General features: G+C 73.4%; 18 protein-coding genes and 1 pseudogene. 17 read left to right on the plus strand and 2 right to left on the minus strand.

The window, feature by feature from the left end:
* Positions 1 to 88 precede the first annotated feature (88 nt).
* The 5 genes and pseudogenes from AB0K82_RS02985 to AB0K82_RS03005 all read left to right on the plus strand — a co-directional run.
* Positions 89 to 961, plus strand: coding sequence for a S8 family serine peptidase (locus tag AB0K82_RS02985; protein ID WP_364392004.1), 873 nt, complete (start codon positions 89 to 91; stop codon positions 959 to 961).
* Positions 951 to 1577, plus strand: coding sequence for a GAF domain-containing protein (locus AB0K82_RS02990; RefSeq protein ID WP_364392006.1), 627 nt, complete (start codon positions 951 to 953; stop codon positions 1575 to 1577). The genes AB0K82_RS02985 and AB0K82_RS02990 overlap by 11 nt, the downstream gene beginning before the upstream one ends.
* Positions 1570 to 2610, plus strand: coding sequence for a hypothetical protein (locus AB0K82_RS02995; RefSeq protein WP_364392008.1), 1041 nt, complete (start codon positions 1570 to 1572; stop codon positions 2608 to 2610). The genes AB0K82_RS02990 and AB0K82_RS02995 overlap by 8 nt, the downstream gene beginning before the upstream one ends.
* 224 nt (positions 2611 to 2834) lie before the next feature.
* Positions 2835 to 3224 carry a Fur family transcriptional regulator gene (locus AB0K82_RS03000; protein WP_364392010.1) on the plus strand — a complete coding sequence of 130 codons (390 nt, stop codon included), beginning with the start codon at positions 2835 to 2837 and terminating at the stop codon, positions 3222 to 3224.
* 1 nt (position 3225) lies between these two features.
* Positions 3226 to 3462 (plus strand): annotated as a pseudogene (locus AB0K82_RS03005) (permease); the annotation flags it as partial.
* A gap of 188 nt (positions 3463 to 3650) precedes the next feature.
* On the opposite strand, the gene AB0K82_RS03010 reads toward AB0K82_RS03005, so the two are convergent.
* Complete coding sequence (locus AB0K82_RS03010) at positions 3651 to 5306, minus strand: penicillin-binding transpeptidase domain-containing protein (RefSeq protein ID WP_364392012.1); 1656 nt, start codon at positions 5304 to 5306, stop codon at positions 3651 to 3653.
* A 117-nt stretch (positions 5307 to 5423) separates the two neighbouring features.
* Here AB0K82_RS03010 and AB0K82_RS03015 point away from each other — a divergent pair, with 117 nt between their 5' ends.
* Both AB0K82_RS03015 and AB0K82_RS03020 read left to right on the plus strand, forming a co-directional pair.
* Positions 5424 to 6386 (plus strand): LysR family transcriptional regulator, encoded by a 963-nt coding sequence (locus tag AB0K82_RS03015; protein ID WP_364392014.1) that lies wholly within the window; start codon positions 5424 to 5426, stop codon positions 6384 to 6386.
* Entirely contained in the window at positions 6383 to 7267 is an 885-nt protein-coding gene (locus tag AB0K82_RS03020; RefSeq protein ID WP_364392016.1) for a serine hydrolase, read from the plus strand. Before AB0K82_RS03015 ends, AB0K82_RS03020 begins: the two co-directional genes overlap by 4 nt.
* Positions 7268 to 7277: 10 nt before the next feature.
* Here the strand turns inward: AB0K82_RS03020 and AB0K82_RS03025 are convergent, their stop codons facing one another.
* Positions 7278 to 8681, minus strand: coding sequence for a D-alanyl-D-alanine carboxypeptidase (locus AB0K82_RS03025; protein ID WP_364392018.1), 1404 nt, complete (start codon positions 8679 to 8681; stop codon positions 7278 to 7280).
* Between the two features lie 456 nt (positions 8682 to 9137).
* Between AB0K82_RS03025 and AB0K82_RS03030 the strand changes: the two genes are divergently transcribed.
* The 10 genes from AB0K82_RS03030 (at position 9138) to AB0K82_RS03075 (ending at position 20197) form a co-directional block, all read left to right on the plus strand.
* Positions 9138 to 9635 carry a hypothetical protein gene (locus tag AB0K82_RS03030; RefSeq protein ID WP_364392020.1) on the plus strand — a complete coding sequence of 166 codons (498 nt, stop codon included), beginning with the start codon at positions 9138 to 9140 and terminating at the stop codon, positions 9633 to 9635.
* A 497-nt stretch (positions 9636 to 10132) separates the two neighbouring features.
* Complete coding sequence (locus AB0K82_RS03035; protein ID WP_364392022.1) at positions 10133 to 11680, plus strand: D-aminoacylase; 1548 nt, start codon at positions 10133 to 10135, stop codon at positions 11678 to 11680.
* Between the two features lie 179 nt (positions 11681 to 11859).
* The gene (locus AB0K82_RS03040) at positions 11860 to 12912 is read left to right on the plus strand and encodes an ABC transporter substrate-binding protein (protein WP_364392025.1); all 1053 of its coding nucleotides are present in this window, start codon (positions 11860 to 11862) and stop codon (positions 12910 to 12912) included.
* Positions 12912 to 14408 (plus strand): sugar ABC transporter ATP-binding protein, encoded by a 1497-nt coding sequence (locus tag AB0K82_RS03045; protein WP_364392027.1) that lies wholly within the window; start codon positions 12912 to 12914, stop codon positions 14406 to 14408. Before AB0K82_RS03040 ends, AB0K82_RS03045 begins: the two co-directional genes overlap by 1 nt.
* Positions 14401 to 15336: an ABC transporter permease gene (locus AB0K82_RS03050; protein ID WP_364392029.1), complete on the plus strand. Its 936-nt coding sequence runs from the start codon at positions 14401 to 14403 to the stop codon at positions 15334 to 15336. The genes AB0K82_RS03045 and AB0K82_RS03050 overlap by 8 nt, the downstream gene beginning before the upstream one ends.
* On the plus strand, positions 15333 to 16292 hold the full coding sequence (locus AB0K82_RS03055; RefSeq protein ID WP_364392031.1) for an ABC transporter permease: 960 nt from the start codon (positions 15333 to 15335) through the stop codon (positions 16290 to 16292). The genes AB0K82_RS03050 and AB0K82_RS03055 overlap by 4 nt, the downstream gene beginning before the upstream one ends.
* Complete coding sequence (locus AB0K82_RS03060; RefSeq protein WP_364392033.1) at positions 16292 to 17425, plus strand: M20/M25/M40 family metallo-hydrolase; 1134 nt, start codon at positions 16292 to 16294, stop codon at positions 17423 to 17425. The genes AB0K82_RS03055 and AB0K82_RS03060 overlap by 1 nt, the downstream gene beginning before the upstream one ends.
* Positions 17416 to 18132, plus strand: coding sequence for an MBL fold metallo-hydrolase (locus AB0K82_RS03065; protein ID WP_364392035.1), 717 nt, complete (start codon positions 17416 to 17418; stop codon positions 18130 to 18132). The genes AB0K82_RS03060 and AB0K82_RS03065 overlap by 10 nt, the downstream gene beginning before the upstream one ends.
* Positions 18129 to 18935, plus strand: coding sequence for an IclR family transcriptional regulator (locus tag AB0K82_RS03070; RefSeq protein WP_364392037.1), 807 nt, complete (start codon positions 18129 to 18131; stop codon positions 18933 to 18935). The genes AB0K82_RS03065 and AB0K82_RS03070 overlap by 4 nt, the downstream gene beginning before the upstream one ends.
* The gene (locus AB0K82_RS03075; RefSeq protein WP_364392039.1) at positions 18932 to 20197 is read left to right on the plus strand and encodes an alanine racemase; all 1266 of its coding nucleotides are present in this window, start codon (positions 18932 to 18934) and stop codon (positions 20195 to 20197) included. Before AB0K82_RS03070 ends, AB0K82_RS03075 begins: the two co-directional genes overlap by 4 nt.
* The last annotated feature ends 21 nt before the right edge of the window (positions 20198 to 20218 follow it).

The following is a 20218-nucleotide window of genomic DNA, read 5'->3' on the forward strand; positions in this document are numbered from 1 at the left end:
GGGCCGGCGAAGGAGGTCCCATGACCGAGCGAAGCGAGGGAGTCAAGAGGCAGAGCACCTTGGTCATGGGGCCGACGAAGGAGGTCCCATGACCGATCTTCCGCCGTGGCGGAGGCCGCCGCGGGACCACTTTCCCGGCGTGCCGGCCTGGAGCATGCCGGCGTCCGCCGTGCCCGAGGAACGCTTCGAGGTCAGCCCGATCGGGTCCGTGACCCGGGAGTGGGCCTGGGGGGACGCCGACGGCTCCGGGGTCCGGGTGTGCGTGCTCGACAGCGGGGTGGACGCGTCGCATCCCCTCGTCGGCGGGCTGGACCGTGCCATGGACGTGGTCCCCGGAGAGGACGGCCCGGTCGTCGTGCCGACCGAACCCGGCGACGAGGCGGGTCACGGCACGGCGTGCGCGAGCGTGATCCGGTCCATCGCCCCCGCCGTGTCGCTCACCTCCGTGCGCGTCCTGGCGGGCGGCAAACACGGCACGGGCGCCGCCCTCCTGGCGGGGCTAGGCTGGGCGATCGACGAGGGCTACGACATCATCAACATGAGCCTGTCGACGACGAAGCCGCAGTTCTGCGACGCGCTGCGCGAGCTGTCGGACCGCGCGTACTTCCGGCGTTGTGTCATCGTCGCGTCCGCCCACAACATGCCGGTACGCAGCTATCCGTGGCCGTTCGCGGCGGTCATCTCGGTGGCCAGCCACGATGGACCGGACCCGATGACCTACTACTACAACCCGTCGCCGCCGGTCGAGTTCTACGCGCGCGGCGTGCGGGTACGCGTGGCCTGGAGCGGCGGCCGGGAGATCCTCAGCACCGGAAACAGCTTCGCGACCCCGCACATCGCGGGCATCAGCGCGCTCATCCTCAGCAAGCACCGCTCGCTCACCCCGTTCCAGCTCAAGTCCGTCCTCTACTCGGCCGCCGAGAACGTCGCCGAACCCACTGGAGGCGCGCATGTCGACTGACCTGCCGGAGAGCGCCGACCTGACGCAGCAGCGGCTGCTCCAGTCCTTCGTGGAAGTGGCCCGCAGCATCTTCGGCGCCGCCGCCACGTCCGTGCTGCTGGTGGACCAGGCGACCGGAGAGCTGGTCTTCGAGGCGGTCGCGGGCGAGGGCGACGAGCACCTGCCGGGGACCCGCTTCCCGGCCGGCACGGGAATCGCCGGCTGGGCGGTGATGGGCGGCCAGCCGCTCGTCGTCGACGACGTGTCGGAGAACCCGATGTTCGCCCGGGGCGCCGCCGAGTCCACCGGCTACGTGCCGCGCAGCATCATGGCCGCGCCGCTGATCGCGGACGGTGAGTGCATCGGCGTGCTGGAGGTGCTGGACCGCGACAGCCGACCGCGCTGCGACCTCGGCGACATGAACTCGCTCGGCCTCCTGGCGACCGAGATGGCCAGCGTTCTGGAACTGCTCGTCCGGGTACGGGACACGGCGCCGCCCGCGCGGAGCCCGGAGTTCGACCTGCCGTTGCTGCGCCGCGTGGCCGAACGGCTCCCCACGGCGCCCGAGCACGTGACCGCCACGGTGACCAAGCTCCTGGTCATGGCCGACGAACTGTTGGCCGACGGCGATGCCTGACGGCGTCGCGGCCTTCTTCGACCAGCTCTCCGCTCCCGCCCGCGTCCTCGACGTCCGGCCGCGGCCCGTCCCCTGCGTCCTGCTCCTCAGCCGCTCCTGCGACGCCGACCTGGACGCGGTGCAGGGCCTGCTCGCCGGCGCGGGGGTCCGCGCGCTCCGCCTGAACTCCGACGAGCTGTCCGCCGCCGCCCTGGTGGTCGACACGGACGGCGGCGCCGCCTGCGTGCGGGGCCGCTGGATCGTCCCGACCGTGACCTGGACCAGGCACTTCGCGGTACGCGCGATCGAGGACGGCGGCGACCCGGCGCACCGGGTGTTCCTCCAGGAGTCCTGGCAGGCCGCGGCCGAGCAGCTCGCGGCGATCTCCCCGACGAGCATCGGCCCGTACGGGCCGGGACCGCTGTCCCAATTGCGCCTCGCCCGCCGCCACGAGGTCGCGGTGCCGCGGACGATGCTGACCACCGACCCGTCCCGCGCGCGGGACGCGTTCACGTGCCGGCGGCTGGTCGTGAAGGCCGTCCACCGGCACTTCGTCGAGGCGGCGCCGGGGCGGCTGAGCGGGATCTTCCCCACGATCGTCGAGCGGACCGCCCTGCCCGGCCGCCCCTGCCCCGGCCCACCCGTCCTCGTGCAGGAGTACGTCGAGCACGAGGCCGAGTGGCGGGTCTACTACGTGGCCGGGCAGGTGCACGGATTCGAGGTCGGCAAGGAGTCGCCCGCCGATCCGTGGACCGCGGCGGACCGGGTCGAGATCCGGTCCGCCGAACCGCCCGCGGCGGTGCTGTCCGCGACCACGCGTCTCGCCGCCGCGATGTCACTCCGCTACGGCGCGTTCGACTTCCTCCTCCGTGACGGCGTCCCGGTCTTCCTGGAGGCCAACCCGGACGGCGACTGGCGCTGGGCGGAGGAGAGGGCCGGGGTCACCGCGGTCACGACCGCGGTGACCCGCATGCTCACCGGCCTGCACCGCGAAGCGCCGGCCGGATCCTTCGACCTGCTGGGCTTCCTCGCCCGCCCGACCCCCGCCCGGTGACGCGGCGTACCGGGTCGTACCGAGTCGAGATACGGACGCCGGCTTCGAGACCGACCCACGCCCGGCCGGGGCGCGCGTGCGAACCGGAGGCCGTGGTCCGGCGGATTGATACGGTCGGGAGGCGACCGATGATCAGACGAAGACCGGCCGGAGCGGTGTCCATGACCTCACACTCGACCACTCGTCCGGCGCGGCCGGCCTCCGCGGCCGGCAGGGGGACGCGCGTGCGGGGCACGCGGCAGGCCGAGGCGCTGGGTCAGGTGCTGGCCGACCTGCCGGGATTCCGCAGCGCCCAGGACATCCACGCCGAGCTGCGGAACCGCGGCGAGCGCATCGGGCTGACCACCGTCTACCGGCAGCTCCAGGTCCTCAGCGCGGACGGCGCGGTCGACACCCTCCGCGACGAGAGCGGTGAGACGCTCTACCGCCGTTGTGAGACCAGCGCCCACCATCACCACGTGACCTGCCGCTCGTGCGGCCGCAGCGTCGAGGTCGAAGGACGCGCGATCGAGCGCTGGGCCGCACGCGTCGCCGCCGAAGCGGGCTTCACCGACGTCGACCACACCGTGGAGATCTTCGGCCGGTGCCCCGACTGCGCAGCCGAAGACGGCTGACGTGCGGGCCACCGACGTGGCATGGGACGAGCGGGCGGACCTCCCCCCGGCCGACTGGGGCCGGCGACCGCCGATGGCGGCGGGGCGGCGCGCGCTGCCGCGTCGCGGCGCCTTGGCGGTACCGGTCGACGGCGTCGCCGGTGCCCTGCTGTCCGGCTGCGAATGCGCGTCGGTTCCGGTCGCGGGCGGGCTGATGGCCCGGGGCATGACGCCCGCCGCCGCGCCGGCCTTCCTGCTCCCGCGCCGCGTCCTGGCACTTGGACGCGGGTCACCGGTACGTGGTCACCGACCTGGGCGCACCTCGACGGCGTCGCCCTGCCCCGGCTGACCGCGACCGAGCAGCGGCGCGTCGCCGAACCCGCCGACCCCTACGAGTAGGCCCGGACCATGGCGGATCCGTCATAGGCGCGGCCCGCGTTCGGCCGCTCACCCGACGGCCTTGAGGAATCGCGCCGCGATGGGGGCGGCGGCTTCGGCACCCGTCCCGCCGCCCTCGACGATCACGGCGAACGCCAGGTCGCCGCGGTAGCCGATGAACCAGGCATGGGTGGGCGGGTCGTCGCCCTCTCCGTACTCCGCCGTGCCGGTCTTGCCCGCCGTTCCGGACGGGAAGCGGACGCCCGCCGCGGTGCCCTCGCTGACGACGGCGGGCATGAGGGAGTGCAGCGCCCGCTCCACCGCGGGTTGCAGCCTGTGCGGCGGCTCGGCCTTGCGCGCCTTGGCGTCCACGGCCTGGGAGACCAGCGCGGCGTCGACCAGACGGGGTGAGCGCCACACTCCGGCGGCGGCCGCCGCCGCGACGCTCGCCATGTTCAGCGGGCTGGTGAGGACCTGGTCCTGCCCGAACGCGGCCGCGGCGAGGGAGGCGTCGTCCTTGGTGTCCGGGAACGAGGCCCGGACGGCGGGGAGCCCCGCGACGATCGGGGCGTTGAACCCGAACTGGGCGGCGACCTGACCCAGCCGCCGCTCGCCGAGTCGGTCCACGGCGAGCCGCGCGAACGTGGTGTTGCACGAATGCGCGAACGCCTCGCGGAGCGGCACCGTCCCGAAGTCCTCGTGCTGGAAGTTGTGCAACGAGCGGCCGCCGACCGTGTCGGTGGCCGGGCAGCCGACGCCGGTCGCCGCGTTCATGCCGCCCGCGACCAGCGCCGCCGCCGTGACCACCTTGAACGTCGAACCGGGCGGGTACTGGCCCATCAGCGCCCGGTTGTAGCCGCCGGGCTTGTTCGCCACGGCGAGGATCTCCCCGGTGGACGGCCGCAGCGCGACCAGCGACGCGGGCTTGGTCACGTCGCCGAGGGCCGCTCCCGCGGCGCGCTGCACCTTCGGGTCGAGCGTCGTCCGCAAGGGCCTGCCCTCGGTGCCGCCGAACCGCTGGAGGGTGCGCACCGGCTTGCCGTCCGCGCCGATGATCTGGACGGCGAGGGCGGGCGTACCGGCGAGGCGACGCTCGTACTGCCGCTGGAGACCGTCCACTCCGATCGTGTCACCCGCGCGGTACGGGGCGCCGAGTCGCTTCGCCGTGTCGGCGGACGCGGGACCGAGCGGACCGACGATCTGCTGGACGGACCCGGACGCCGAGCCGCTCAGGCTGCTGCCGTCCGCCGCCTGGACGTCCGCCCGGGTGAGCCGGATCCGCGCGGCGCGAAGGCGCTGCCCCTCCTTGAGAGCCGGGTGCATGACCTGCGGTGACCATGCCACGCGCCACCGGCCGTCTCGCTTGACGAACGGCAGTGTGCCGCCGTACGTCCAGACCCGTCCGCCCGACAGCGTCAGCTCGGCGCGGTACGAGCCGGTCGCCGTGCCGTCCTTGGGCCGTCCGACCGAGGCGACCTCGTATCGCTGCCGCGTGACGCCCAGGTCGTCGCGCATGCGAGCGAACCGTTCCTCGAGATCGGCGGGTGGACGGTCGGTCAGGGCACGCATCGCGGCGAACCCGCCGCCGCTCCAGGCGGCCAGGTAACGCTTCGCCGTCTGCTGCGGCCCCTCGTCATCGTGCAGGAACCACACCGCTCCCGCCCCCACGAGCACGGCCACGGCCGCGATCACGGCGGCGGCGACCATGCGGGATCGGCGCACCATCGGACTCCTCTCCGTCGGCAACCTTCGTCGGAGGCCTTAGGACAGCAGGAGACCAGCGAAAAGTCCAAGATTGATATTGATGTGAGTGGCATATGACGATTGATATCGTTGCTGGTCGTGAACCTGGTGAGTCACCTGAACTGCTTCGTCGCCGTCGCCGAAGAACTCCACTTCGGCCGTGCGGCGGCACGCCTCGGCATGGCCCAGCCGCCGCTGAGCCAGCGGATTCAGCGGCTGGAGAAGGAACTCGGCGTGCGGCTGTTCGAGCGGTCGAGCCGGAAGGTCGAGCTCACCCAGCCGGGGCGGCTGCTGCTGGAGGAGGCCCGTGAGATCCTCGTCCGTGTGGACCGCGTCTCCTCCCTTGCCGAACGGGCCCGCCTCGGCGAGGTCGGCGCGGTGCGGGCCGGCCTGCCGAGCGACCTGGGCGCCCCGATCGTCGCGGCGCTGATCGCCGCGTTCCGGGAGCGCCGCCCGGACCTGCGCCTCGACCTCCGCGAGATCCCGACGGCCGAGCAGATCCGCCTGCTGACGGAGGGCGCGCTCGACGCCGGCATCGTGCGGCACCCGTGCGACACGCGAGATCTCGAACTCGGCCCGATGCTGGGCCAGCCGGTCGGCGTGCTGCTGCCCGCGGACTCCGCCCTCGCCTCGTCCTCCGAGATCCATCTCGCCGACCTCGCCGGACATGACCTGGTCGTCTTCCCGCGCGAGGAGGCACCCGGGACCTATGACGAGTCACTCGCCACGTGCCGTCGCCACGGGTACGCGCCGCCCGCCGTCCAGGAGGCGCGGCATCCGCAGTTCGCGCTGGGCCTCGTCCTCGCGGGTACGGCCGTGGCCCTGGTCCCGCGCACCGACGACGCCGCCGGGGCGACCTGGCGCGCGCTGCTCGGCGAGCCGCTCACCTGGCGGACGTCCTGCGCGTGGCGACGCGCCCGAGACCCCGAGCAGGCCCGGGCCATCACCGACTTCACCGCGGTCGCGACCGCCGTCCTCCGCCGCGAGGCGGGCATGACGCCGCTGGACGGCGCGCCCACCCGCCGGGTCGTCCAGCGGCCGGCGTCCGGGTTCCTGGCATGAGCGATGTGCGTACCCGGATCGAAGCGGCGTTCCGCGACGCCGGCGTGACGGGATTCCTCCATGTCACCGATATCGACACCGGGCGGGAGGTCGCGGTCGGCGCGGACGAGCCGGTCGTGCTCGCCTCCGTTTTCAAGGTGCCGCTGCTCGTCGCGTTCCACCGGCAGGCGGCCGATGGTCTGCTCGACCCCACCGAACGGCTGACGCTGCGTCCTCAGGACCGCACTACCGGGCCGACCGGCGTGTCCGTGCTGCTGGACGAGGTACGCATGTCTCTGCGCGACCTCGCCAGTCTCATGATCACGGTGAGTGACAACACGTCCGCCGACGCGGTGCTGGACCAGGTCGGACTGACCGCGGTCAACGCGACCGCCGCCGCCCTCGGCCTGTCCGGCACCGCGGTGGCGGAGAGCGGTCACGACCTGTTCGACACCATGCTCGCCGACGCCGGGGTCACGACGCTCGGGGAGCTGTGGTCCCGGCTGGACGAGCCCGGCATGCTCGGCCGCCTGCGCGCCCTCGACCCGTACCGGACGAGCCGCAGCACCCCCCGCGACATGACCCGGCTGCTCGGCCTGATCTGGCGGGACGAGGCGGCGCCTCCCGCCGAGTGCGCCGCCATGCGCCGCCTGTTCGGTCTCCAGGTCTGGCCGCACCGGCTGTCGTCCGGCTTCCCGTACGACGACGTGGTGGTCAGCGGCAAGACCGGGACGCTGCTGACGATCCGCAACGAGGTCGGCGTCGTGGAGTACCCGGACGGCGGCCGGTACGCGGCGGCGGTCTTCACCCGCTCGCTGCTGCCGATCGCCGTCCTACCGCAGGCCGACGCCGTGATCGGGACGACCGCCCGGCTCGCCGTGGAGTGGCTGCGTCGTCCCTGATCGCTGCGTTCTAGGCGAGGCGCAGGAGCCGCTTGAGGAGGGACGGTGGGTTCAGCCCCCGGTCGGCGACGAGGGGAGTGACCGCGGCGCCCGCCTTCACCGCGCCGACGCGCGCGCCGGCGGAGGCGCGGCGCGGCGAGTCGCCGGTGACGCGGACCGGAACGGTGAGCCCGCCCCAGCCGACCACCGTGACGGGGGCGGTGGCCCGCAGCGGCGTGTGTCCGCCGAGACCGTCGTCGACCAGCGCGACCTCCGCACCCGTACGGGCCAGCGTGACCGAGGTCAGCGCCTTCTCCGCGGCGATGATCAGCGGCTGCGCGGCCTCGATCGCGCCCATCGCGCTGGGCGACCGCTGCCCCATGACCGCACCGACGATCGTCGTCGTCACGTTCCCCTTCCGCTTGCGGATGGCGAAGACGAAGTTGCCGCCCGCCGCGTCGGTGTAGCCGGTCTTGCCGCCGACCACCCCGTAGCGCCCGAGCAGGGCGTTGCCGGCGGTACGCGACGGACGCCCGTCGTTGGGCACGTAGGTGTGGTGGTTCACCACCTCCGCGAACGCCGGGATCCGCATCGCGGCGGACAGCAGTTTGACCTGGTCGGCGGCCGTGCTGACGGTGCTCGAGTCGTACCCGCTCGGATCGGTGTAGGTGGTGCCGGTCATCCCCAGCGACCGCGCGGTCGCGTTCATCTTCGCGACGTACGCCTGCTCGTCGCCCACGTCCCAGCGGGCCAGTTCATGCGCGATGTTGTTCGCCGACACGAGCAGCAGCGCCTCCAGCGCCTTGCGCTCGGTGAACGCCTGTCCCGCGACGACCTCGACGAGCGACTCGCCCCGCTGCTTGCGCGCCGGCAGTTGGGCGGCCTCCTCGCTGGAGATCCGGTACGTGGGACCGTCCGTGCCCGACGCCAGCGGATGGTCGTTCAGGAAGACGTACGCGGTCATCACCTTGGCCACGCTGGCGGTGGGGATCGGCGTCTGACCGCCGAACGACCCCATCGTTCCCAGCCCGTCGACGGACAAGGTCGCCTGCCCCTGCTGCGGCCAGGGCAGGTCGGGGGCGGCGCCGCCGAAGGTGTGCCGGGTGGCCGACAGGGTGAGACGCAGCGTGGGCCGGGGCGTCGGCCGTACCAACTGGCCGGTCACGGCCAACGCCAGCAGCACCAGCACGGCCACGGTGACGATCCAACCGGTGCGCCGCCGCTTGCGTCGCGGCTCCGCCTCGGGGGCCTGGGCGGGCGCCTCGGTGACGGGCGGCCTTACGGCCCGCGGCGGAGCCGCCGCCGGGGACGGCAGCGCCAGCGGCGGGAGCTGCGCGTACGCCGCGGTGGGTGCCGGAGCAGGAGCGGGCGCGGGGGCTGGAGCAGGGGCGGGCGCGGGTGGGCCCGCCGCGGCGGCCGGAAGCCGGGTGGGCATGGGCACGCCGTCCCGCCGGGTCGTGTCCGCGAGACTCCCACGGGTGGGCGGGCGGCGGACGGAAAGCGGCTCCTCGACCGTCCGGGGAGCCGTGGGGGAGGCGTAGGAGGAGGGACCCTGCGCGGGCGTGAACCACCCGGGCGTCTCGGTGTTCGGCGCTGGTCCTTCGCGGTCCGGAGCGGGACGGGTGCGCGCGGTGTTCGCGTCCCGGTCACGCGGCGGCGCGGCCGGCCCCGTCTCATCGCGAGCGACTCCCGAACTCGGCCGAGGGGCCGGTTCGAAGGCGGAACGTTCCGGTCGCGGCCGTTGCCGCGAAATCGCCGGGCGAGGCATGTCCATGACCGTGAGATCGCTGGACACGGCGGGCACCCGCACCGCGCGCGGTAGCTGGAACTCGGCGCTCGGCGTCCTCCCCTCCTCCGGGTCCGCCCCGCCTCCCTCGCCGACGGAAGGCCCGTGCCCAGGCTCGGGTTCGGGCTCGTCTCCAGGCTCGTCTTCGCGGTCGGGCTCGTCTTCGGACTCGGCCTCGGGTTCGTCCTCGTGCTCGTGTTCGTGCTCGGGCTCGTCGCCGGGCTCGGGCTCCTCGGGCGCGGATTCCTCGGGCTCGTCCGCCCGCTCGGACCGCGCGTCAGCGGAGACCGCCGTATCGTCGTCGGCCTCGGCCTCGAGCGGTTCGTCCTCGTCGGCCGCGGGCTGTTCGCCGGCCTCGGCGTCACCGGGTTCGGCGGATTCGGCGGACGGCTCCGGTGCCTCTTCGTCGTCCCGCTGCTCGGCCACGGCGTCGGCGTCCGTCTCGTCCCTCTCCGCCGTCTCGCCGCTGAACGCCGTGGCCCGCCGGGCGAGCTCGGCCGTCGCTTCGGACTCCGGATCGGACACGCGTGCGGGTTCTGCGGAGTCCTCCTGGCCGGAGGCGGGCGCGTCGGACTCGGCGTCGGCGTCCGCGACGCCTGCTGAGCCGGTGTCCGGCTCCTCTCGCGCTTCGGCGCCGGGGTCGGGATCCTCCCGTGGCGGCGTCCCAGCGGCCTCGTTCCGTGCGTCGTCGGGCTCACGGGACACAGCGCGACCTCCTCGGCTCCATGACCAGGCCGACGGGTAAGGCGACCGGTGGGCGGGCGCGATGATCTTCACCGTCGTGCCTGGTAAAGACGCGCGGCCCGGCCAAAAGGTTCGCGTCCGGGGCGATAGTGAATCTTCGCATTCCACCACGCCTGACCCAGGACCGGCGTGTCCGGAGGCGCACGAGCCGGAGCGGCCTTTCTCGCCGGGCCGGTCGTGCCGACCCGGGGCTATCCTCCCAAGAGACCCCTGTGACCTGCGTCGATGTGATCGCGTTGTGCATCGCAAAATTCTGTGTTGCAGATCTGGCGCGCGCGGCGCCTTCGCTCCTAACGTCGCCTGCCAAGCGAACAGGCGTCGCTTATAAGGGGTTCTGCGAAGTATGGGGGTGAATCATGGCCGACGTGGTGATCCGTGGCGGATGGGTGGTCGACGGGACCGGCGCGCCCGCCTTCCGGGCCGACGTCGCGATCTCCGGTGACCGGATCACCGAGGTCGGCCCGCTGCCCGGGGCGAGCGCGGCGACCGAGATCGACGCGACCGGCCGGTACGTCATGCCCGGCTTCATCGACACCCATGTCCACGCCGACGCGGCCGTCTTCGACCCCGAGGTTCAGCTCGCCGCGCTCCGCCAGGGCGTCACCACCTTCGTGCTCGGCCAGGACGGCGTCTCCTTCGCCCCGGCCGACCCGGCGACGCTGGCGTACGTCTCGCGGTACTTCGCCCCGGTCAACGGGCGGCATCCCGGACTCGACGACGGCCCGGTGACCGTCGCCGGGCTGCTCGCCGGCTACGACCGCCGCATTCCCCTCCACACCGTCTACCTGCTCCCGCACGGGACGATCCGGCGCAACGCGCTCGGCGCCGCTCGCCGCGCGCCCGACGCCGACGAGCTGGCCGCCATGCTCCGCCAGGTCGAGCGCGGCCTGGAAGAGGGCGCGGCGGGCCTGTCCACCGGCCTGGAGTACTTCCCCGGCGCGTACGCCGAGGCCGACGAGCTGGCCGCGCTCTGCGCGCCGGTCGCCGCCGCCGGCCTGCCGTACGTGACGCACATGCGGGGGTATGAGGCCAAGGCCGGCGACGGGATGGCCGAGGTGCTCCGGATCGCGCGGGTCAGCGGGGTCGCGCCGCACGTCTCGCACTATCACGGCCCCCGCGAACGCCTGATCGCGATGGTGGACGACGCGCGGGCCGAGGGCGTCGACCTGACCTTCGACAACTACCCCTACCTGCGCGGATCCAGCACGCTCACGCTCGTCACCCTGCCCGGCTGGCTTCCCGTCGCCGACCTGGACGCGACTCTAGAGGCGCTGGCCGACCCCGCCGTACGCCGGCGGCTGGAGAGCGAGTGGACGGCCGACCTGTGGCCGCGCATCACGCTGTCGCACGTGCCGGCCGACGACCTGCGCTGGACCGAGGGCCTGACGCTGCCCGAGGCCGCCGAGCGGGCGGGCCGCTCCCCGGGCGAGTTCTGCTGCGACCTGCTCGTGGCGACCCGCCTGGAGGCCGGCTGCGTGTTCGGGCAGCCGCCGACCAACACCGAGGAGTCGGTGCGGGCCCTGCTGCGCCACCCGGCGCAGACCACCGGCTCCGACGCCATCTACCAGGGCGGGCATCCGCATCCGCGCGGCTGGGGGGCCTTCGCCCGGCTCCTGGCCCGGCACGTGCGCGAGCTCGGCGACTGGACCTGGGAGCAGGCGGCGGTCCACATGTCCGCGCACGCCGCGCGGCGGTTCCGCCTGTTGGACCGGGGCGTCGTCCGCCGGGGGTTCGCGGCCGACCTCGTCGTCCTCGACCCTCATGCGGTCACCGACCGCTCGACCTACGAGTCCCCGCGTACGCCCGCCGACGGCGTCGACCACGTCCTGGTGGGCGGAGTGCCCGTGCTGGCCGGGGGAGCCCTGACCGGCGCGCTGCCCGGCCGCGCCCTCACCCCCAACTGATCCGCGCGCCGTCCCGCGCCCTCACCCCGAACCACCGGCGCGCTCTCCCGCGCCCTCACCACGAACCGACCGCGCCGCGTCCGCGAGGCGCCCACGACTCACATCGGACCGGTGGTCACCGGATCCGCACCAGACCCTCACCGGCTCCCCGGCCGGAGTCGCTCATGAAGGAGACTGCCATGTTCGCCAAACTCAAAGGAGCCGTCCTGGCCGTCGCCGCCCTCAGCACGGTCACCGCCGTGTCGGCCTGTGGCGTCAAGGACGGCGGAAGCACGACCGGCGGCAAGGCGGGCGTGACCAAGGCGCTCAAGGTCGGCTGGTCGACGATCTACCTGACGCCCTCCTGGATGCAGGAGACGGCGAAGATGATGCAGGACGACGTCAACAAGCTGAAGCAGTCCGGGAAGATCTCGTCGTACCAGACCTTCAACGCCAACGGCGACACGTCCCAGCAGATCGCGCAGATCCGCGCGATGATCCAGCAGAAATACGACGTGATCATCGTGGACGCCGGCTCCTCGACGGCGCTGAACCCGGCGCTGGAGCAGGCCGCGAACGCCGGCATCACCGTCGTGAACTTCGACAGCCTCGTCACCAGCGACAAGGTCATCAAGGTCGGCACGGACCAGGTCGAGTGGGGCCGGATGACCGCCCAGTGGCTGGCCGACAAGCTCGGCGGCAAGGGCCAGATCATCGCCTTCAACGGCCCGGCCGGCGTCGCGGTCAGCGAGGACCGCTGGAAGGGCGCCCAGGAGGCGCTGAAGAAGTACCCGGGCATCAAGGTCGTGGCGAACGTGCACAGCGAGTACAACCTCGCGCCCGCCGCCCAGGCGTTCGCGTCGGCGTACTCCGCCCACTCGTCGATCAACGGGGTCTTCTCCCAGGGCGGCGCGCTGTCGGCCGCCGCGCTGCAGACGCTCGTCAAGCAGAACAAGAAGCTCGTGCCGATCACCGGCGAGAACTACAACGGCTTCCTGAAGCTGTGGCAGAGCAAGCAGAAGCAGGGCTTCTCCTCGATGTCGACCGCCCAGCCGAACTACCTCGGCGTGATCGCGATCGAGGCGGCCGTCGCCAAGCGTGACGGGGTGAACGTCCCGAACAACGTGACGGTCCCGCTGCCCAAGATCACCGACGACAACCTGGCGCAGTACGTCAAGACCGACCAGTCGGACGACTACTACCCGATCCAGCCGATCGCGCAGTCCGACATCGACAAGCTGATCGGAAAGTGATGCTGAGCGTCGAGGGGGTCTGCAAGTCCTTCGCGGGCAACCGGGTCCTGGACGAGGTGAGCTTCGACGTCCGCGCCGGCGAGGTGCTGGCGCTCGTCGGGGAGAACGGCGCGGGCAAGAGCACGGTGCTCTCCCTGATCACCGGCCTGCAGACGCCCGACTCCGGGCGGATCCTCCTGGACGGCGAGCCGGTCCGGGGCTGGTCGCCGCAGCGCGCCCGGGACGCCGGCATCGGGTCGGTGCACCAGGAGCTCAGCCTCAACCCGCACCAGACCGTCGCCGAGAACATCTTCCTCGGCGCGTGGCCGACGCGCGGCGGCCTGGTCCTGGGCCGGCACCTGGCGGAGCGCGCCCGCCCCCTGCTGGAGCGGGTCGGCCTGGACGTCGACCCGCGGTCCAAGGCGGGCCGCCTGCCGCTGGGGCAGCAGCAGCTCGTCGAGCTGGCCAAGGCGCTGGCGAGCGGGCCGCGGCTGCTGATCCTGGACGAGGCCACCTCGGCGCTCGACGACGACCAGGTCCAGGCGGTGTTCCGCGTCGTGCGGGAACTGCGGGAGGCGAACAGCTCGGTGATCATGGTGAGTCACCGCATGGGCGAGCTGTTCGCCATGGCCGACCGGCTCACGGTGCTGCGGGACGGCCAGGTGACGGCGACCCGCGAACGGGCCGAGACCGACCACGACGACATCGTCCGGCTGATGATCGGCCGGGAGCTGTCGAACCTGTTCCCGGACCGGCCCGCCGCGACCGAGACCGGGCCCCGGCTCGTCGCCCGCGGCCTGACGGTGCCCGGCGCCTGTCACGGCGTCGACCTCGAGCTGGCGCCTGGCCGGATCATCGGCCTCGGCGGGCTGCAGGGCCAGGGCCAGCGCGAGGTGCTGCGCGCGCTGGCCGGGCTGGCCCGGCACACCGGCTCGGTGGAACTGGACGGCCGGCCGTGCCGGTCCCGGTCCCCGCGCGACGCGATCCGGCGCGGCATCGCGTACGTCCCGGAGGACCGGAAGATCGAGGGCGTGCACGTGGCGCAGAGCGTCCGGGCCAACCTTGCGCTGCCGAACCTGCGCGAACTGGCCCCGGCGTCCCGCCTGGCCACGGTCGCGCGCGGCGCGGAGAACCGCCTCGTCGAGGAGCTGATCGGACGGCTGCGGGTCAAGACGTCCTCGCCGGCCCAGCAGGTACGGCGGCTGTCCGGCGGCAACCAGCAGAAGGTCGCGCTGGCCAAGTGGCTGCCGACCCGGCCGGGCGTCCTGCTGCTGGCCGAACCGACCCGCGGCATCGACGTGGGCACCAAGAAGGAGATCTACCACCTGCTCCGGGAGCTGGCCGACGGGGGGATGGCGGTGCTCGTCACCTCGGGGGACACGATGGAGCTGGTCGGCCTGTGCGACGAGGTGGCGGTGATGTACGAAGGAACGGTCGTCGACCGGCTCAGCGGCCCCGACCTGACGGAGGAGCGCCTGGTCCGGGCCTCGGTGACGGGGAGCGTGGCCCATGCGTGAGCGGATCTCCGACCACCTGGAGACGGTGGGGCTGGGCGTCCTGCTCGTCGTCCTGCTCATCGCCTACCAGGCGTACGACCCGTCCCTGCTGACGCCCGCGTCGATCACGATCCTGTCGGCGCAGTTCCTGCCGCTGATCCTGGCCGCGATGGGTCAGACGACGGTCATGCTGACCGGCGGCATCGACCTGTCGCTCGGGCCGGTCCTCGCGCTGGCGATGGCGGTGTTCGCGCTGCGCGCCGACCACGGCGTCGTGCTCGCGGCCGTGCTCGCGTTGCTCGCCGCGGCGGCCGCCGGCGCGGTGAACGGCGCGATGGTGGCCTACGCCGGCCTGCCGCCGATCATCGTGACGCTCGCGGCGTCCTTCCTGTGGGGCGGCGTCACCCTCGCGGTGCTGCCGCAGCCGGGCGGGCACGTGCCGGGCGGCCTCGTGCGGGCGTACAACAACGGCTGGAACGGCATCGCCCTCCCGGCGGTGGCGATCCTCGTGGTCATCGCCCTGTGGAAGCTGGGGAAACTGACCCGGTTCGGAACCGCGCTGTACGCCGTCGGCGGCAACGAGCACGGCGCGTACGCGGGCGGTCTGAACACCCGCGCGATCAAGATCGGCGGATACGCCATGGCCGGGATCTTCGTCGGCCTGGCGGGGATCGGCCTGGCGATCCAGACGGGTTCGGCCGACGCCACCATCGGCACGCCCTACACCCTCAACTCCATCGCGGCGTCGGTGCTCGGCGGGGTGAGCTTCTTCGGCGGGGTCGGCGCGATGCGGGGCACCATCCTCGGCGCGCTCATCATCGGCCTGCTGACGAACCTGCTGCTGTTCACCGGGATGTCGCCGTTCTACCAGCTCATCCTGCAGGGCGTGATCCTCATCGCGGCGATCGCCCTCAAGACCCTCGCGACCGATCGGAGGAGGACGGCGTGACCACGACGACATCCACCACCGCGCGCCCGCTCGCGGCGCTGCGCGACAACCGCGCCGCCTGGGCGTTCGGCGTGCTCGTCGTGACCTGGATCGCGGCGATCCTGTTCGCGCAGGGCTTCGACAGCGTCTCCAGCGTCCGGTACCTCGTCCAGACGGCGTCGTTCCTCGGCCTCGTCGCGATCGGCCAGACCCTCGTCGTGATGATGAGCGGCATCGACCTGTCGGTGTCCGGGGTGGTCGCGCTGTCCGCGGTCGTCTGCGCGCAGACCGCGGCGGGCCACGGCTCGGCCGCCGGGATCGTCGCGGCGCTCGTCCTCAGCGCCCTGGTCGGCGTGGTCAACGCCGCCGGGATCACCTGGCTGCGGGTGCCGCCGATGGTGATGACGCTCGCCACCGGAACGATCATCTCCGGCGCACTGCTCGTCTACACCAACGGCGCGCCCAAGTCGGCCCGCGTCGGACTGCTCGACTCGCTCGCCAACGACCGCGTCGTCGGGGTGCCATTGGCGTTCGTGCTGTGGCTCGTGGTCGCGGCCGGGGCGTACTGGCTGCTGCACCGGTCCCGGACCGGGCGGTACGTCTTCGCCGTCGGCACCAGCGAGCCGGCCTCGCGCGCCTCCGGCGTGCCGCTGACCGCCACCGCCTTCACCGTGTACGCGGTGTGCTCGCTGCTGGCGGGCGTGGCCGGGCTGGTGCTGCTCGGCTTCACCGGGACCAGCTCGCTGACCATGGGCAATCCGTACCAGCTGCTGTCGATCGCCTCGGTGGTGCTCGGGGGTACGTCGATCCTCGGCGGGCGGGGCCACCTGCTCGGCACGATCGCGGGCGCGCTCCTGCTCACCCTGATCACGGCGCTGCTGGCCGCCTGGAACCTGTCGGAGGGCATCCGCCAGGTCTGCCAGGGCCTGCTCATCATCCTGTTGCTCCTGGCCTACGCACGAGAACGGCGGAACTGATGACGATCTCGGGGGAGAACGTGGAGACGCTGGTGCGCGGCCTGGTGGCCGTGCCGAGCGTCAACCCGCGCGACGGGGACGGGCCCGGCGAGGCCGCCGTCGCCGCGTACGCGCGGGACTGGCTCGCCGCGCGCGGGATCACCGCGGAGGTCCGCGAGGTCCTGCCGGGCCGGCCGAACGTCGTCGCCGTCGTGCCGGGCCGCGGGCCGCGCGCCGTCCTGCTGGAGTCCCACCTCGACACGGTGGAGACCGATGGGATGACGATCGACCCGTACGCCGGAGAGGTGCGCGACGGCCGGCTGTACGGGCGCGGCGCCTGCGACGCCAAGGGCCCACTCGCCGCGTTCATGCTGGCCGCCGCCGAGCTCGCGGCCGGGGAGCCGCCGCCGTGCACGGTCGTCCTGGCCGGGGTGGCCGACGAGGAGCACCGCTACCGCGGCGTACTGGAGCTGCTGAAGGATGAGGCCGGCCGCGACTTCGCCGGCGCGATCGTGGGCGAGCCCACGGACCTGGCCCCGGTCACCGCGCACAAGGGCTGCGTCCGGTACACCGTGCGCACCCTCGGCCGGGCCGGGCACAGCTCGCGCCCCCACGAGGCCGTCAACGCCGTGTCGCTGATGGGCCCGGTGCTGGCCCACCTGGACGCCACCGCCCCGGACGTGCCGGACCACCCGCTCCTGGGCGCGGCGACGCGCGTCGTCACCCGGGTCCGGGGCGGCACCGGCCCGAACACGATCCCGGGGACCTGCGAGATCGACGTCGACCGGCGCACCCTCCCGGGCGAGGACCCGTACGCGGTGTGGCGGCGTGAGGGGGCGGAGCTGGCCGCGCTCGGGCCGATCGAGGTGGACGAGCCGTTCACCGTGGACCTGGCCCTCGACACCCCGGCCGGCAGCCCGGTCGTCGCCACGCTCTGCGGCGCGCTGACCGCGCGCGGCCGGGACGCCGAGGTGCGCGGCATGCCGTTCGGCACCGACGCCAGCAAGATCGCCGATGCCGGGATCCCGGCCGTGGTGTTCGGCCCCGGCTCGGTCGGCGACGCGCACTCGGCCGCCGAGTCGGTCGCCCTGGCCGACGTGGCGCTGGCCGCCGAGATCGTCATCGAGGTCATGCGGAGGATGCCGTGCGCCTGACCGAGCACGTGACCCTGGTGGCCAGCGGAGCGGCGGGCTTCGACCTGACCGACCCGCTCGACTGCCACGTCTACCTGGTCACCGGCGCGACCGGCAGCGTGCTGATCGACGCGGGCGCGGGCCGGTCGGTGCCGGAGATCCTGCGCCACGGCCGCCCCGACCGGGTGCTGCTCACCCACGGGCACGCCGACCACTCCGGCGGCGCGGCCGGGCTGGCCCGCCACGGCGTCCCGGTGCACGCCGGCGCGCCGATCGGCGACTGGCTGGCCGCCGGGGACGAGGCGGCGCTGAGCGTCGACCGGGGCCGCGCGGCGGGCGTCTACCCGCCCGAGTACGCCTTCCCGGCCTGTCCCGGCGTACAGGCCGTGCGCGACGGCGACGAGTTCGACCTGGGCGGCGGCGTGTCGGTACGGGCGGTCGCCACGCCCGGCCACGCCGACGGCCACACCTGCTACCTGCTGCGGACGCCGCACCACCAGGCGCTGTTCTCCGGCGACTGCGTGTTCCACGGCGGCCGCATCTCGCTGCAGAACCTGCACGACTGCCGGGTCCCCGAGTACGCCGCCAGCCTGGAGGCGCTCGCCCGGCTGGAGGTCGACGCGCTGTTCCCCGGCCACCACGAGATCTCCCTGACCCGGGCGGGCCGGCACCTCACCGCGGCGCGCGACGTGCTGGCGCGCGGCCTGCTCCCCAGGAGCACGACATGACGACCCCATCGCGTGAGCGGAACCAGTCCTCCTCGCTGCGCCGCGCCCTCGCCGTGCTGGCGTACCTGCGGGACAACGCGGGACGGCCCGTCCCGCTGACCCGGATCGCCGAGGACCTCGGCATCAGCAAGAGCACGGTGCTGCGGCTCGCCGCGCCGCTGCTGGAGGAGGACCTGCTCGCCCGCGACCACGAGACCGGCTGGTTCCGGCTGGGGCACGGCTCGCTGCGGCTCGGTCAGGCGTACCTGTCCTCCATCGACGTTCGGAACGTCGCCGCCGAGCCGCTGCGCCGGCTGCAGCGCGCCGTCCGCGAGACCTGCCACCTGGTCCTGTACGACGCGCCCAACGTCGTCTACATCGACAAGGTGGAGAACGAGCACAACGTCCGGATGGCCTCCCGGGTCGGCAGCCGGGCCCCGGCCTACTGCACCGCCGTCGGCAAGGCCATCCTCGCCTGGCTCGACGAGGACGCGGTCCGGCTGGTGGCCGACGCCGGCATGCCGGCGATCACCGAGCGGACCGTGACCGACCCGGCGGCGCTGCGGGCCGAGCTCGACCGGATCCGCCGGCGCGGCTACTCCGTCGACGACCGAGAGAACGAACCCGAGGTCCGCTGCGTCGCCGCGGCCGTGTTCGACCACACCGACCAGGCCGTCGCGGCGCTGAGCGTCTCGGGCCTGACCTCGCGGATGACTCCGGCGCGGGTCCGTGAGGTGGGTCCCATGGTGGTCCGCACGGCCGGGGAGATCTCCCGCGTCCTCGGATCCACACGACACGGCGCCGCAGAGGGGAACGTCCAGTGAGCGAACACGGCATCGACGAGGCGACCGGCGACCTGACGGCAGGGGCCGGGGTGCGCCTCGCCGTTCCGGCCGCGCGGGTCGACGCACTGACCAAGGGGCTGTGGCATCCGGGGCCGCCCGAACCACTCGAGGACTTCGCCGCCGCCCGGCACCACCTGTTCGGCGGGGCCTTCACCTGGCCGGTCATGGTGGCCCGCCGCTCGGCGATCGAGCACAACCTCGCCCGGCTCGCGGCGTTCTGCGCGGAGCACGGACTGGAGTTCGCGCCGCATGGCAAGACCACGATGGCGCCGTCGCTGTTCCAGGCCCAGTTCGACGCCGGAGCGTGGGGGATCACCGCCGCCACCGCGAACCAGGTGCTGGCCTACCGGGCGTTCGGCGTGCCCCGGGTGCTGCTGGCCAACGAACTGCTCGACCCGGTGGCGCTGCGCTGGATCGCCGGGGAGATCGACCGCGGGTTCGAGTTCCTGTGCTACGTCGACTCGGTCGCCGGGGTGGAGACGATCGCGTCGGTGCCCGGCTCCTTCCGGGTCCTGGTCGAGCTCGGGCACGCCGGCGGGCGTACCGGCTGCCGCACCGCCGCCGCGCTGGCCGAGGTCGCCCGCGCCGTCGCCGCCGCTCCGAACCTCGAACCGGCGGGCGTGGCGGCGTACGAGGGCGGCCTGCCGGACGTGCCGGCCGTCACCGCGTACCTGGACGACGTGCGCGCGGCGACGCTGGAGCTGTCCAGGGCCGGGCTGCTGCCCGAGACCGTGATCGTAACGGCCGGCGGCAGCGCCTACTTCGACGTCGTCGCCGACCGGCTCGGCGGGGACTGGCTGCCCGGCCACCGGCTGCGCACGATCCTGCGCAGCGGCGCGTACGTCAGCCACGACGACGGCGTCTACACCCGCAAGACGCCCTACACCCGGATCGAGGGCTCGCTCGACGCGGCGCTGGAGGTCTGGGCCCAGGTCACCTCCACACCGGAGGACGGCCTCGCCATCGTCGGCATGGGCAAGCGCGAGGCGCCGTACGACGAGGGCCTGCCCGTGCCGCGTCTGATCCGTCGCCGCGACGGTTCGGAGGAACCCGCCGACGGCCTCGTCGTCGAGCGGATGAACGACCACCACGCCTACCTCACCGGCGACGTCCGGCTCACCCCCGGCGACCTGGTCTGCTTCGGGATCTCCCACCCCTGCACGGCCTTCGACAAGTGGCAGGTCATCCCCGTGATCGACGAGGATCGCACGGTCGTCGACCTGATCCGCACCTACTTCTGACCTGTCCACCTCCTCCGTGGA

The sequence above is a fragment of the Actinoallomurus sp. NPDC052274 genome (assembly GCF_040679475.1).
Taxonomy (GTDB): domain Bacteria; phylum Actinomycetota; class Actinomycetes; order Streptosporangiales; family Streptosporangiaceae; genus Actinoallomurus; species Actinoallomurus liliacearum.

Coding starts and splice junctions, on each gene's coding strand:
- AB0K82_RS02985 (WP_364392004.1), top strand. CDS start 89: ATGACCGATCTTCCGCCGTGGCGGAGGCCGCCGCGGGACCACTTTCCC.
- AB0K82_RS02990 (WP_364392006.1), top strand. CDS start 951: ATGTCGACTGACCTGCCGGAGAGCGCCGACCTGACGCAGCAGCGGCTG.
- AB0K82_RS02995 (WP_364392008.1), top strand. CDS start 1,570: ATGCCTGACGGCGTCGCGGCCTTCTTCGACCAGCTCTCCGCTCCCGCC.
- AB0K82_RS03010 (WP_364392012.1), bottom strand. CDS start 5,306: ATGGTGCGCCGATCCCGCATGGTCGCCGCCGCCGTGATCGCGGCCGTG.
- AB0K82_RS03020 (WP_364392016.1), top strand. CDS start 6,383: ATGAGCGATGTGCGTACCCGGATCGAAGCGGCGTTCCGCGACGCCGGC.
- AB0K82_RS03025 (WP_364392018.1), bottom strand. CDS start 8,681: ATGCCCACCCGGCTTCCGGCCGCCGCGGCGGGCCCACCCGCGCCCGCC.
- AB0K82_RS03035 (WP_364392022.1), top strand. CDS start 10,133: ATGGCCGACGTGGTGATCCGTGGCGGATGGGTGGTCGACGGGACCGGC.
- AB0K82_RS03040 (WP_364392025.1), top strand. CDS start 11,860: ATGTTCGCCAAACTCAAAGGAGCCGTCCTGGCCGTCGCCGCCCTCAGC.
- AB0K82_RS03045 (WP_364392027.1), top strand. CDS start 12,912: ATGCTGAGCGTCGAGGGGGTCTGCAAGTCCTTCGCGGGCAACCGGGTC.
- AB0K82_RS03050 (WP_364392029.1), top strand. CDS start 14,401: ATGCGTGAGCGGATCTCCGACCACCTGGAGACGGTGGGGCTGGGCGTC.
- AB0K82_RS03060 (WP_364392033.1), top strand. CDS start 16,292: ATGACGATCTCGGGGGAGAACGTGGAGACGCTGGTGCGCGGCCTGGTG.
- AB0K82_RS03070 (WP_364392037.1), top strand. CDS start 18,129: ATGACGACCCCATCGCGTGAGCGGAACCAGTCCTCCTCGCTGCGCCGC.